General features: G+C 36.9%; 10 protein-coding genes, 1 tRNA gene and 1 pseudogene. 3 read left to right on the forward strand and 9 right to left on the reverse strand.

The window, feature by feature from the left end:
* Positions 1 to 61 precede the first annotated feature (61 nt).
* Genes EQG61_RS09805 through EQG61_RS09830 form a run of 6 tightly spaced genes read right to left on the reverse strand, consistent with a single transcriptional unit; the run spans position 62 to position 5,296 of the window.
* A complete protein-coding gene (locus EQG61_RS09805) occupies positions 62 to 1,327 on the reverse strand; it encodes a hemolysin family protein (RefSeq protein ID WP_129461741.1) in 1,266 nt (421 codons plus the stop codon).
* Entirely contained in the window at positions 1,328 to 1,525 is a 198-nt protein-coding gene (locus tag EQG61_RS09810; protein ID WP_129461742.1) for a hypothetical protein, read from the reverse strand.
* A gap of 1 nt (position 1,526) precedes the next feature.
* On the reverse strand, positions 1,527 to 2,069 hold the full coding sequence (gene lptC, locus EQG61_RS09815) for an LPS export ABC transporter periplasmic protein LptC (protein ID WP_129461743.1): 543 nt from the start codon (positions 2,067 to 2,069) through the stop codon (positions 1,527 to 1,529).
* Positions 2,069 to 3,316, reverse strand: a complete 1,248-nt coding sequence (locus EQG61_RS09820) for a hypothetical protein (protein ID WP_129461744.1) — start codon at positions 3,314 to 3,316, stop codon at positions 2,069 to 2,071. The genes lptC and EQG61_RS09820 overlap by 1 nt, the downstream gene beginning before the upstream one ends.
* A 17-nt stretch (positions 3,317 to 3,333) precedes the next feature.
* Positions 3,334 to 4,572, reverse strand: a complete 1,239-nt coding sequence (locus tag EQG61_RS09825; RefSeq protein ID WP_129461745.1) for a hypothetical protein — start codon at positions 4,570 to 4,572, stop codon at positions 3,334 to 3,336.
* Positions 4,565 to 5,296 (reverse strand): type III pantothenate kinase, encoded by a 732-nt coding sequence (locus EQG61_RS09830; RefSeq protein ID WP_129461746.1) that lies wholly within the window; start codon positions 5,294 to 5,296, stop codon positions 4,565 to 4,567. The genes EQG61_RS09825 and EQG61_RS09830 overlap by 8 nt, the downstream gene beginning before the upstream one ends.
* A 99-nt stretch (positions 5,297 to 5,395) precedes the next feature.
* Here EQG61_RS09830 and EQG61_RS09835 point away from each other — a divergent pair.
* The 3 genes and pseudogenes from EQG61_RS09835 to EQG61_RS13935 form a co-directional block, all read left to right on the forward strand.
* Positions 5,396 to 5,468: transfer RNA gene (locus EQG61_RS09835), tRNA-Phe, on the forward strand.
* Positions 5,469 to 5,508: 40 nt separating this feature from the next.
* Positions 5,509 to 5,796: a GIY-YIG nuclease family protein gene (locus EQG61_RS09840; RefSeq protein ID WP_129461747.1), complete on the forward strand. Its 288-nt coding sequence runs from the start codon at positions 5,509 to 5,511 to the stop codon at positions 5,794 to 5,796.
* A gap of 131 nt (positions 5,797 to 5,927) precedes the next feature.
* Positions 5,928 to 6,164 (forward strand): annotated as a pseudogene (locus EQG61_RS13935) (GIY-YIG nuclease family protein); the annotation flags it as partial.
* Between the two features lie 225 nt (positions 6,165 to 6,389).
* On the opposite strand, the gene EQG61_RS09850 reads toward EQG61_RS13935, so the two are convergent.
* The 3 genes from EQG61_RS09850 to EQG61_RS09860 form a co-directional block, all read right to left on the reverse strand.
* The gene (locus tag EQG61_RS09850; RefSeq protein WP_129461748.1) at positions 6,390 to 9,152 is read right to left on the reverse strand and encodes an AsmA family protein; all 2,763 of its coding nucleotides are present in this window, start codon (positions 9,150 to 9,152) and stop codon (positions 6,390 to 6,392) included.
* 100 nt (positions 9,153 to 9,252) lie between these two features.
* A complete protein-coding gene (locus EQG61_RS09855) occupies positions 9,253 to 12,126 on the reverse strand; it encodes an alpha-amylase family glycosyl hydrolase (RefSeq protein ID WP_129461749.1) in 2,874 nt (957 codons plus the stop codon).
* 69 nt (positions 12,127 to 12,195) lie between these two features.
* Entirely contained in the window at positions 12,196 to 13,353 is a 1,158-nt protein-coding gene (locus EQG61_RS09860; protein ID WP_129461750.1) for a SusE domain-containing protein, read from the reverse strand.
* Positions 13,354 to 13,389: the final 36 nt, after the last annotated feature.

The following is a 13,389-nucleotide window of genomic DNA, read 5'->3' on the forward strand; positions in this document are numbered from 1 at the left end:
ACAATTATCTATGAAATAATTATCATGATAGAAGTATAATTTACATAAAAAGTTAAAATTTTTAATCCCGTTGCAAAACGACAAGTCGAACGACTTCAATTTTACGATTGGAAGCGGCTTCAATTTGGAATTGAAACCCGTCAATAGTGAGCACATCGTCTTTCTGCGGAATTTCTTCCGAATGATCAACTAAGAGTCCGCCCAATGTACTATACGAGTCATTTTCTGGCAGATTCAATTTGTAGGTTTCATTTAAATAGGCCACCTCTAAACGGGCCGAAAAACGAAATTCTCCTTCGGCTAATTGCTCTTCAATTTCTGTGACATCATTGTCATGCTCGTCTTCAATTTCGCCAAACAATTCTTCAATAATATCTTCCACAGTGATTATCCCAGAAGTACCGCCATATTCGTCTAAAACAACAGCCACAGACTTCCTTTTTTTGGTCAAAAGATTCAGCACATCTTTAATAAAAATGGTTTCGGGCACAAACTCAACTGGAATCATCACCGACTTTATGGTTCGTGGTTTTTTAAACAATTCGAATGAATGCACATAACCAAGAATATCATCCAAGGTGTTTTGATAGACTAGGATTTTGGAATAACCGGTTTGGACAAATAATTCCCGCAATTCCGTTACTGAATCATAAACATCAACAGCAACCAATTCGGTACGAGGTGTCATAATATCCCGTGCTTTCACACCCGAAAACTCTAAAGCATTTTGAAAAATTTGGATTTCAGAGTCGACCTCTTCATTTTCATCTTTAGCATTCATTTGTTCGGAAATATAATTTCCTAGTTCGATTTTACTGAAAAAAGAAGGCACATAATCCCCTTCGGTTTTGAAGAATTTTTTTAGCAAAAAATCGGAAATCCAAATAATAAACGAAGAAATAAAATTGAAAAGCGTATAAAATACATAGCTGGGAACGGCAAAGAATTTCATCACGCTATTCGCATAAATTTGAAAAAACACCTTGGGAAGAAACTCAGAGGTAATCAAAACGATGAAGGTTGACACCACGGATTGAATCAACACATTGGTCAGATCATCAAATTTAAAACCCCAATCGAAGATTTTGTGTGTGATTAAATCCCCCATAAAAAACCCATAAACAACCAATGAGACGTTGTTTCCAACGAGCATGGTTGCTATAAACTTTGAAGGTTTTTCAGTGATTTTGGTTAGAATACGAGACAAAAACGTGTCTTGTTTTTTCTCAATCTCTAAATAAATTTTGTTTGAGGAAACATAAGCAATCTCCATCCCTGAAAAAAAGGCGCACAATATCAGGCAGAGGATGATTACGAGTATATTCATTTAGGGTTGCGATGAATTTTGTCTGTTTTTAAACTTCTTCCCAAAGTGGTTTCTAAAGAAATATAAAAATAGTGAAACTAAAGCAATTCCGACACTTATCCATGGCTTAGGATTATCTTGCCAATGGGTAGCGGCATCTACCGCAAAAAATAAAGCGGCAAATAAATAAAGGTATTTTGTAAAATTAAGATAACCCATTTTATTCTGTTTTGTCCAATTCACCGGATACCCGTTGCGAATTGATAATTTTTAAATCCTTGCTAAAATCAACACCTTCACCATAAGATACGCCTTTCGGATCTGAAAATTTATATCTTTTTTCGGTAAAAAACCATTCATTTTTTTGATCAAAATAGAGTTGTTCCGTTTCAAAAACTTGTCCAGCTGTATTGGTAATTTTGACATTGCCTCGTAAGTCGATTAAATCGGTATCTTTAAAACTTACTCCGTATTTAGCAGTAACATAGGTGGGCGTTCCTTTTTCATCGTAAAGCGTCACGCGTACCCCTTTGGGAAATTCAGTAAACGGGTATTTTACTGTGGCATAATCCAACATTTTCGGACTTTCCAAAATGGATTTTATACGACCCGAATCGGTATACTTGATGGCAATGGAGTCGGCGTCTCCACTGGGATTAAATTCCGAGAAAACGGATTTCTGTACTTCACGAAAATTGCCTTCACAAGCCAGAAGACTTGTCAAGATAACTCCTAGAAAAAGTAAAGAAACTTTTTTTTGCATTACCAGTTCACCGTTTTATTAATCCAACATCCGAGTTCGACAGCATTTTTTTTGCCTTTGGCGGATGGGGTTTTCATTTTTGCTTTGTATTCTATTGATTTTTTCTGCGCAGCGGCTGTGTATTTTGTATCCACTTTTGCAGCCTCTAACACGGCTTGTGAAGCTAAATAATAGGCGGCATCTGCTTGTTTATCTTTAAGATCACAAAATGAAATCGAAGCTTGGTAAACTTCACCCATTAATAAGGGATAATTCGGATTTTTAGGATCCGCCTGCATCGCCTTTTGCAGTAAGTTAGCTGATTTTCCTGGATCGTAACCTAAGAAGATCATGGCTAAATTACTAGCACGATCCGCTTTTACATTATTATTTTCTTCGGTATCAACTGATGCTAACAAATACGGCTCAGCGCGTTCCAAAGACTCGTGTTTGAATTTAGCCATTCCAAATAAAAAAGACGATTGAGCGGTCTCCTTTAATTTATAAGTATGTAAGGCTATGGTTAAAAATGAAGCACTACGGGAGCACTTTTCATACATCTCATTTGTTAAAGCTAGATACAAATCGAAGTCGTTAACTTTATTTTCAATTACATTTTGAATAGTTTTCTCTAAACTCTCACAGGTAACCCGCTCTTTAATTTTTGAATGGGTACTTATATATTGTATCAAGTTCTCAAACTCAACTGCCTTAGCCGGAAACAATTTGGCATTTTGAAGTGCTTTAATTTTTACTTTTAAATACTCTTCTACACTATTGATTGCAACTTTTGAATCGCTGTTATCTAACCCGAGTGCAGTATCGAAATACAATTTCAATGCCATTGGATCATCAAACTGCTCTTTACGTTTGAACATCGCTTCTTGTAATAATGCATAAAGTTCTACTCGAGAAAAATCTTTATCTTCAGCTAATAACAAGGCTCTTTTTGTCGTTGCATTTGTAATTTTCTCAGGAAAAAACTTCTGAAATTTAAAGTAATACTCTAAAAGTTGTTGTTGTTTTTCTTTACGTGTTTCTGCTGTTGCATTATCGTATTCATAACGCAGAATTTGTTCCCCTTTTGCATATTCAGCGAAAGTTATATCTGTGCAATTGGCTTCATAATTTTGCCATAATTCCAACAATCCTTCAGATTTACCATACCTGTAATAGTCCTGAAAATCATCAGGGAGTTTACAATTTTCGTTTTGTCCTTGAACGCTCAAGAAACTAACTAGTAGTAATATTTGAATATACTTTCTCATTGATTTACGTATTACGATTAATCAAATTTACGTTTTTGAAACCATTGATCGTTGAAGGACAAGCTGAAACCAACATTTAAATAACGCTCCTGTACTAGCCCGTTCGTTTGGGTACCTCTTTTACCGTATTCAAAAACCAAATTCATATTTGAAAATGTACCTCGTAAAGGCAATCCAAGACCAGCAGTAACGGCTGTATCCATTATGGATTTATCATTAATAATCAGACCTGTGTTTTCATATCGAAATCCAGCTCGATAAACTACTCTTTGAAAATAACTTGTAAATGATTTATAATTTGGCACAATATAACCTCCGAAACTAAAACGTGTAGCCGTTTCAAATTTTACATTATCAATTTCGTTATATCGATTTCCAAAATTACTTGAATTTTGCACCAGTACATTCGCTCCGATCGACCATTGATTTTTTTTACCAAATCCTAGAGCAAAATCAATTTTGGACGGCATTTTTAATTTAGAGTCTGCTACATTTAAACTTTCTTCTTGAATAACAATTTCTGAAGCCCCTGAACTAATTAACGCTAATGTTCTATCATTTTTAAATCGCAAAGTAGATTCTGGACTATACATCAAAGCCGTGTAAATAAAATAACTTTTTTTGTATGATTTTTGGTAACGCAAGCCAAAATTATAGTTCACTCCTGTTGCGTTTGAAACATTGACTTCACGTGTTGCATATTCGACTCCGTCATAAGCATTTATTGCTTTTGTTTCAATTCTTCCAAAATTATATTGAACATCTGCACCAATAGAAAAATTTGGGGTTAACGAATAAGCTGTTCCAAAAAATACTTTATTAATTCCGCCTGAGCCTGAATATTGTCGAATTAGATTGGAGTTTGTCGTGTTTAAAACATTATATCCTACAGAAGAATAAGGCATCACTCCAAAGGCAAAACCCATTTTCTTGGTTGGAATTACTGCCGCGATATAATCCAAGCTTGTTCGTTGTGCTTTACTCGCATCGGTATTTGATTCTATTTTACCTGAACCAAATGTTGCTCCAACAGTAAAAGATGTGAGTCGGATTGGAGAATAGTAAGCTGGATTTTGTAAGTTAACGTGAATACTATCCGCTTGAGAAGTTATTCCTCCCATGGCGCGATTTTCAATAGTTCCTTTGAACCGAACATCACCAATTCCGTAGAAAGAATAGGGCGAACTTGTTCCTTGTTGCGCAAAGGCAAATGTAGAAATAAACAAAAGAAATGCGGATGCAATATTTTTAATCATTCGTTTGATATTGATGTAATAAGACAATACTTTCTAATAAGAAATTAGGATTGGCAAATATGGTGTTTTTTAAATGACCAGCCAAAAAATTGGCGTCTCCACCCGTTAAAATTATGATAATGTTCTCTTTTTCTTCACAATAGTTGTTAATGAATCCCTCCAATTCAAATTGAATTCCATTTATAACACCCGAATGAATCGAATTCTCAGTAGAATTCCCAACTAACTTGGGATGCTCTGAAGCTTTCAATAAAGGCAACTTAGCGGTATAGTGATGTAATGCCTCGTAGCGCATTTGAAGGCCCGGACTAATGGCTCCACCACGATACACATCATCAGCGCTGATGTAATCATACGTAACACAAGTGCCCGCATCAATTACTAATCGGTTTTGGGCAGGATAACGCAAAACAGCACCAGCTGCCAACACCATTCGGTCCATTCCTAACGTTTCGGGTGTGGCATAGGCATTTAAAAAAGGAAACTTGCCGGTACGCTCAATGGCAAAAACTTCAAAGCGGTTTTTGAGGTAATCTAACGCTTCAATAGATTGATGGGTCACCGAAACATGCCCAATAGTAGTAATTTGAGGATACGTCAAAAAAATATTTTCCAACTCTTTTTCTAAATTATCATTGCTAAGCCAATACTTATTTAAAAGAGTAGTTCCCTCAAAAACAGCCGCTTTGATTTGTGTATTCCCAAAATCCAAGATTAATAGCATGGTCAATTCGATTAAGCCACAAAAGTACAAATAGATTTTTTTTGATTTTTCTTTTGGATAAATTAAAAATGGTTCTATATTTGCACCCGCATTAGCAACGGTACCTTAGCTCAGTTGGTAGAGCAACGGACTGAAAATCCGTGTGTCCCTGGTTCGATTCCTGGAGGTACCACAAAGCCCAAGCATTTAAGTTTGGGCTTTTTTTATTCGCCATGACAACTTTATATATTTTACATTCTAAAAAATTAGATCGCTTTTATGTTGGTGAAACACATCACCTTGACACACGATTAGAACGGCACAATGCGCACACTTACTCAAAAAACTTCACAAAAATTGCTGATGACTGGACTGTAGTATTGGCTTTTGAACATCCTTCTCGAACTACAATTCTACGACTCGAACGTTTTATTAAAAACATGAAAAGTAAAGCTTTCATTAAAAAAATAATTGACAATCCCTCTTTACTCAATGCTATTATTGACAACAAAGGATTCTAATGTCCCTGGTTCTCCCGAAGTCTCGGGACTGGAGGTACCACAAAGCCCAAACATTTAAGTTTGGGCTTTTTTTATTCGCCATGACAACTTTATATATTTTACATTCCTAAAAATTAGATCGCTTTTATGTTGGTGAAACACATCACCTTGACACACGATTAGAACGGCACAATGCGCACACTTACTCAAAAAACTTCACAAAAATTGCTGATGACTGGACTGTAGTATTGGCTTTTGAACATCCTTCTCGAACTACAATTCTACGACTCGAACGTTTTATTAAAAACATGAAAAGTAAAGCTTTCATTAAAAAAATAATTGACAATCCCTCTTTACTCAATGCTATTATTGACAACAAAGGATTCTAATGTCCCTGGTTCTCCCGAAGTCTCGGGACTGGAGGTACCACAAAATAAAAACCCTTGAAATCTAAATATTTTCAAGGGTTTTTTATTTACCTGAACTTTGAAACTCTTTTTCCTCATAAAAGCTTCCTAAACACTTGCTTTTTGTTTTTGCACAATAAAGTATAATAGATATATCACAATTGTTTACAAAATTGTTTAATAATGAATATCTAAATTTACTTTAAATCATTTCATCGGCACAGGCAACGGATTGGGTGTAATTTCCATGCCCTCTTGGTATTCGGTTTCTTGAAGATCTTCCGTTTGTTTGCCGAGTCTAACTTTTGGATTGTCCTGAGTACCGGTTATTTTTAAAGGTATACCAATAATTCCGAGGGGTGGCAATCCCAAACGCATTTTGAGATTCAGACGACCGTCAAAACTAGTTGTTCCTTCAATGCGTGGTCGGAATCCTGCCACTTTGAATTTAAAGCGCTCAATAGTAATGATATTATTTTTGATCGAAGTTTTAATCGCTACTTCAGATAAATCGGGGTTTTTGATTTTCTCTTTTCCGGTTTTACGACTTACCGCATTCATCAATTTAAACCCTTTCATTTTGACCTTATTCACTGTCAAAACACCGCCTCCTTTTAACGAAGGAAAAATGGGCATCATTTGATCGTTTAGCTTCCCTGACAATTGATAATCCAAACTGATTAAACCTTCAGCGCTTTCCGCTGCCGTAACCATCTCGCGAAACAGTTTAATTTCGGTATAGGCCCGTTTTACGTCAAAATTGGATGCCTTAAGTTTCATATCAAAAGCAGCCCGATTTGCCGTTTCGTTGGCATAATTAGCATCCATTTTCACTTGACAACCCACTATTTCAGCCTGTGCATTTGTGAGACGCAATTGACCGCGTTGGACACCAAGCCTTCCTTTGAGTTGACTGACTTTTAAATCCTGAAAATTTAATTGATCGATTTGGGCTCCAAATTGCAAATCAAAATTTTTCGGCAAAACCACTACTCCTTTTTCAACGACAGTAGTTTCTTTTGATTGCAGGCTTGTAGTTTTTGTTTCGGATAAAAACTCATCCGCGTTGAAGTATTGGGATTTTAAATCAAAATTTCCTTTCAAAACAGCGGTTGAACTCAGTACAAAGTCAATTACATTGCGCAATTCACCCCGCATCTGGATGTCGGATTGACCGTAACTTGCTTTAAAATCAGCAAACGACATTCGGTCTTGATTGAAACTAAAAGTTCCTTCTTCGATTACAAAAGGTTTAGGCAAGTAATCGGTTGTAGTTTTAATCTGTTTCAAATACAATGTTCCCGAATTTTGTAAACGGGCGTACTTCCCATTCATGGCATCCGACTGTGTTCCTTTGAAATGCACATTGGCTTTTACCAATCCTTTTACATCGAGTCCTTTTTGGGAAAAAACCTTATAAATCCGACCGACATCCAAATCGCCTTTCGCTTGAATATCGTAAGCGACATTTTCTAAATTCTGCAATTTGGCTTTCACAACAAACGGTTTGTTTTCAAACACAAAAGAAGCCGGTTGAATATTGATTTTTAAATCCTTGAGTTGACCTGTCGTCGTTTTTATTTCAGAGTTCACTTCAATATTTTGAATGGGATTGGGATAAAAATCTGTTTTTAAATACCCTTTCAACCATTGGATTTTGGCTTGTGTCGCTGGAATTTTGTTGGATTTTGGAAAATAGGTTCCGTCTGCTTTGACATCCATTTTCAATTTTCCTTTCACATCAAGCGAGGCGATTCCCAAGGCGCGATTCATTGTTCCTAAATCCAATGAAGATTTTAATATAGCATGAACTTTAGGCGTGGTTATCCCTTCGGTTTTCACGATGGCTTTTGCATAATCTTTACCTACATTAAAAAACAAAGAATCAATATTGACTTGTAACTTTTCCGGATTGAGTTCGGGAAGTTTCGTTTCAAAATTGAAAAAGATATTGCTAGCAGGAAGAGGCGCTTCTTTGTGATTGATTTCTCCGTCGCGTATCCGCATGATAAATCCCAAATCGGGATTGGTTTGCGTAGACGCGATGTATTTGCCTTTCAATGTTAAAATTAAATCCGTTTGTCCATCAACTTGGGTTTTATCAAGCCAATTCACATACGCAGGCGGAAGTGCGGTGAAGAAATCTTTCAATTGACTATTCACGGATTCGACTTTAAAATCCAGATCGTAGCCATTGCTTAGAAAATCCAATTTACCCACGAAATCGATGGGCAGTTGGTTGATTTTTAAATTGTTTTCTTCAAAAATAAAAGAAAGTGAATTCGTATTGATTTTAGTGATTAAATCAGCATTGACCTTCTTATTTTTCAGGTAAACTTCTTTTCCAAAAGCAAAATTAAAATCCTCAATTTCAGCTTCGGTATCCAAATCAAAAATGGCCTGATCCAAGTCGCCTTTCCCTAAATAATTGAATCCTTTGGCATCAATAAAAATCCCAGTTGATTTGTCATCAAACTTTAAATGGGTGTTTTCAATGGCAATTCGGTCCAATCGTAAACTCGTATCTGAAGATTCCTCCGGATTTTGCGCCTCTTTGGTATCCGAAACATAGACGTTATAATTGGCATTTCCGTTTTTATCGACTTTGACATTGATGTAGGCATGATCGAGAAATATTTTATCAATGGAAACGGACCCATCAAAAACCAACGCTTTTAAGTTAATTCCAAACGCAATTTCGTCGGCACCAACCAGCGTTTCTTTACGAAAAGGCGCCGAGCCTTTAAGATCGAATTCAGTAAGGGTAAGCGTTAAATACGGAAAATGTTCAAAGAAAGACAGATTAGCTTCTTTAAAATTGAGTTCGCCATTCAATTTGCGGTTCGCAAAAGCTTTGACTTCTTGTTCGATTTTACCTGGAAATAGAATGGGAAATAAAACCATAAATAGCAGAATTCCCAAAACAAAAATTCCAGTAATCTTTAAAAACTTAATTAGGGTTCGTTTCATGATTACCTGAAATACAGCTACAAAGCTAAGACAAGTCTTACGAATAAAAAAAGGTTCCTGAAAAAACAGGAACCTTAAGGTAGTAACTTAACTAAAATAATTATTCTTTAATCAATTTAACGGTTTTAGATAGACCATTAGCTGCCTCAATTTTGGCGATATACATGCCTTTTGACAATTCTTCAATGGAATAGCTTTGGTTAATTGAAAGGTTTTCAAAAGACTTCACCAACTGGCCAGTCAAGGTATACAATGTTACATTTTTAACTTCTGCATTAACCATGAAAGAAGTTGTGGCAGGATTTGGTGCGAGTTCAATAAACTGCATCACATCAAAACTAGAATTACTCAATGCAGGTTGGTTACCAAATACGCGGAATCCTCCGGGTTCAATACTAATGGCCATGTTAACATTGGTCACATTAAAAGTTGAATTGTCCATTAAATTTGCCCAAGTTCCTGCATAAGGGAATCCGCCAACGGCATTGTAGGTCGCATCGGAGAAATTCGTTAATACAATCACATAACTTAAATTGGCCGTAGAAGTTGTACTGGTCCATACATCTAAACGTGGTCGACCTGTATTACTGATATTCCAACTGTAAGAACCATTTTCAAAAACATTCTGACTCGCTTTCAAGTCCATCAATCGGGACCATGTATTATAAACATTCAAGCGGTTGGCATCGGCCATCCAGTTGTTTGTCCATTGGGGTTGTGGCTTGGTATCCAATTTACAATCGGGATTCGAGTACGAAACATTACCCGCATTACACGTCCACAAAGAATTGGTCATCCCTAATTCACCAAAATGCCAATTCATTTTTGGACCAGGTACTAAAAACAATACCGATCCCATTGCGGCCATGCGGGTATGCACTTTTGCCAAGTTACCTTGTGTTTGTCCGGCTTCATTTAAAGCTTTATACCCTACGCGTTCTTCGTCATGACTTTCGGCATAACCAATAAAACGGTTGGTTGATTCTGCCACACCGGTGATATCTGAGAAATTACCTTTTAAAAGTTCGGCATATGGATCGGTCATTTTACGCCATTGCATAATTCCACCCGTATTACCATTACGGTTATAATTGGCCCACTCCACTTCTTCAGTGTACGAACCACCTGTTCCTAAGTGTTCAAAAATCACTAAGAAATTAGGGTCAATTTCCCATTGTTTATCGGCGTACCATTTTAATTTGGCTACACGATCCGAACGGTATCCGTTGGTACATGTTTCATCACCAGAAGTACATTGATTGGTAAATCCTTTTGTCAAATCCCATCGGAAACCATCAATTTTATATTCTTGAATCCAATGACGAATAGTACGTACAACATAGGTATTCGTTAAATTATCGGGTTCACGGAAATGATTCAAATCACTTCCTACACTGTATGAATGCGTTGCATATTGATTAACATAAGGGTTTTCAGTGGTTGTAGCCACGGCATCAGCCCAGCCATCGTTATCGGCATCTTGCATCCACATACGAACAAGTGGTGAACGACCAAAAGCGTGGTTAAGGGCAATATCTAAAATTACTGCAATCCCATTCTGGTGGCAAAGGTCTACGAATTCTTTCAATTTTGTGGGCGGACCGTAACGCTTGTCCAAAGCCATGTGATATACGGTATTGTAGCCCCAACTCATATTGCCTTCAAATTCCATTACAGGCATTAACTGAATGGCATTCACTTTTAGATTTTTAAAATAGTCAATACGATTAATTAAATCTTGGTAGGTACGATTAGCATCAAAATCACGAACTAACACTTCATAGATATTCAAATCTTTCTTTTGTGGCTTTTGGAAATTTGCTGAAGCGCTACTCCAGTTATAGCTGAATAAAGTTGAGGAACCTGTTTGTAATACCGTTACTTCACGCTCTTGACCAGTTGGGTATTGTGGAAGATTTGGAAATACACCTAAAGATTGAATTTCTGGATCGTCAAATGGAGACAATACTAAAGTAGAAAAAGGATCGGCTGTTTTAACAACCGCGGGTGAGTTTGCAGGACGGCTAGTCACATCACACACCCAATATTGATAAGTATACGCTTGACCTGGAGTCAAACCCGTTAATGTCAACCAAAATTTACCGGTTGTGGGGTCTTTACGCATTGCATAAGCAGTAGTTGGCTGCCAGTTATTGAAGCTTCCTGCTACATATACAAAATCTTTGAAAGGTGCATTTAGAACTAAAGTTGCAGTAGTGGCGTCACTTGCATTATAATTTATACCATCTTCCATACCTGTGGGCAAAGCCGATGAAATGGTACCTGGATTTACTATAACGGTAAATCGTTTTGAAATGGTAGTTGTACCAATGGTAGCAGAAACTTGGTATACTTTTGTTGATGTGACATTAGTATCACCACAAGTAAAAAATGAAGTCGCAGCAGTTGAACACGTAATCGGTGTACCATTTGCGGTTACAGCATAAGTTGCATTACCTCCAGTGTTTTGGGCAACGATACTTACATTGGTACCGGAATTGATGATGGTCAAACTGTTCTCTGTTGGCGATAGTAAACTCATTTGAAAAGCTCCCACTTCAGATAAAATGTCTTGTGATTTTTTATCACCATTACCATTTTTAGCTTTCACCAAAAACCCAATTCTACCGATATTGGTTCGGTTGTAAAAAGTGGTAGGTGTAATTGTCATTGTATAGGTATCATTACCTGAATTATAGGTAAGACGATTGGTCTCAGAGGAATTATCCCAAGTACCGTTGGTAGGGCAATCTAAGATGTTTGAATCATTAATATCAAATGACCAAGCCCATAGATAAAGTGCATTGTTAGTTACACCCCAAGTTGCTTCGTTGACACTACTACCATTAATGGTAATTGTTATGGATTGCGTTTCTTCAAAAACAGCAGGATTTATGGAATACGTTACTGTTTGTTGCTGTGCAAAAAGCACTGTGGAAAAGCAAAGGAAGACGAATTGTATTATTTTTCTCATAGCATTTGTTTCTAAGTAAAAAAACCTCTTGGATGTAAAACATCCAAGAGGCTTTGGTATTTTTTGGAATTAGTTAGGCATCAAACGAATATTGTAATTCGCTGAGTTACGGATATCTAAAACCACTTTGTAGTTTCCAGCAGTTGGCACTTTCATGTTACCACCGTTTAACTTGATTTTGTATTGACCACCAACAGAAGTGTTTTCAACATTACCAGACAATGTTCCCATTTTCACAGACCAGTCGTCTTTTAAACGAATCAAAAATTCGTCAGCAGCTAACGCAAGGTCAATGGTGTACATTTGGTAATAAGGCGAACTTGGGTTCGTGTCAAATGTCATGTATGTTGGTGTTCCCCATCCATTAGGAGTAGCAGCACCAATAATTGCTACTTGACGTTTTGCTAAGGTATACGTATTAGCTGCCCAATTTACAGTCACAAAATAAGTTCCTGCACCATCAGTTGGCTTGATATTATTTCCAGGAGAAGCTAAATTTGTGAAAGTATTTGGATCACTTAAATCTCCTTTATCACCATTCCAAGCTGGACCTGGTGTAAATTTAAATTCAGGTGAAGCTACATTCATCCAAACAAATCCTTCATAGTTTCCGTCATTTCCAGCGGAATACAAACGGGCTACATTAGCATTATCTGGTGACCAATCGTTTCCATAACCACTAGCAGATTGGTACCCGCCTGGAACATATATACGATCAAACTCATCAAAAGTATCATAAGGATTTCCACTGAAAGCTACTTCATTAGAAACAGACATTACGCCATTGGTAGAAGTAGCCAATTGCGTTGAAGGCACACCTACAACACGCAATTTATACGATTCTGTAGAACCAATTGATCCTCCGGAACCCAACAACATCACATTTAATTGACGTTGTGTTACCGCTTTTTCATAGCTTGATGAACCGTTAGAATTATAACTTCCTAAAGATAATTCTTGTGGAGTAGAAAAACTTCCACTTGCTTTAATTACTTGTAATTTATAGGTAACCGCAGCGTTAAAACCGAAGTCTGCTCCAGTCCATTTTAAAGTGAAGGCATTATCACCAGCAGTTGTAGCCCCAAGAGTAAAATTACCTCCATTGGGTTCTGTAACAACAATATTATTCTTTACAGAAGCTACCGGATCCAGAGTCTCATCACTACAAGACACCATTGATGTAACGGCTCCTGCTAATACGAATAAACTTAATACTATTTTTTTCATAATTTCTGGATTAAATTCCCACAGCTAAGGCTGTGG

This window comes from Flavobacterium stagni (assembly GCF_004122105.1).
GTDB classification, from domain to species: Bacteria; Bacteroidota; Bacteroidia; order Flavobacteriales; family Flavobacteriaceae; genus Flavobacterium; species Flavobacterium stagni.

What these genes read in the sequence shown, in the direction of transcription:
- EQG61_RS09805 (WP_129461741.1), bottom strand. Translation starts at nt 1,327, where the DNA reads ATGAATATACTCGTAATCATCCTCTGCCTGATATTGTGCGCCTTTTTT.
- EQG61_RS09810 (WP_129461742.1), bottom strand. Translation starts at nt 1,525, where the DNA reads ATGGGTTATCTTAATTTTACAAAATACCTTTATTTATTTGCCGCTTTA.
- lptC (WP_129461743.1), bottom strand. Translation starts at nt 2,069, where the DNA reads ATGCAAAAAAAAGTTTCTTTACTTTTTCTAGGAGTTATCTTGACAAGT.
- EQG61_RS09820 (WP_129461744.1), bottom strand. Translation starts at nt 3,316, where the DNA reads ATGAGAAAGTATATTCAAATATTACTACTAGTTAGTTTCTTGAGCGTT.
- EQG61_RS09825 (WP_129461745.1), bottom strand. Translation starts at nt 4,572, where the DNA reads ATGATTAAAAATATTGCATCCGCATTTCTTTTGTTTATTTCTACATTT.
- EQG61_RS09830 (WP_129461746.1), bottom strand. Translation starts at nt 5,296, where the DNA reads ATGCTATTAATCTTGGATTTTGGGAATACACAAATCAAAGCGGCTGTT.
- EQG61_RS09840 (WP_129461747.1), top strand. Translation starts at nt 5,509, where the DNA reads ATGACAACTTTATATATTTTACATTCTAAAAAATTAGATCGCTTTTAT.
- EQG61_RS09850 (WP_129461748.1), bottom strand. Translation starts at nt 9,152, where the DNA reads ATGAAACGAACCCTAATTAAGTTTTTAAAGATTACTGGAATTTTTGTT.
- EQG61_RS09855 (WP_129461749.1), bottom strand. Translation starts at nt 12,126, where the DNA reads ATGAGAAAAATAATACAATTCGTCTTCCTTTGCTTTTCCACAGTGCTT.
- EQG61_RS09860 (WP_129461750.1), bottom strand. Translation starts at nt 13,353, where the DNA reads ATGAAAAAAATAGTATTAAGTTTATTCGTATTAGCAGGAGCCGTTACA.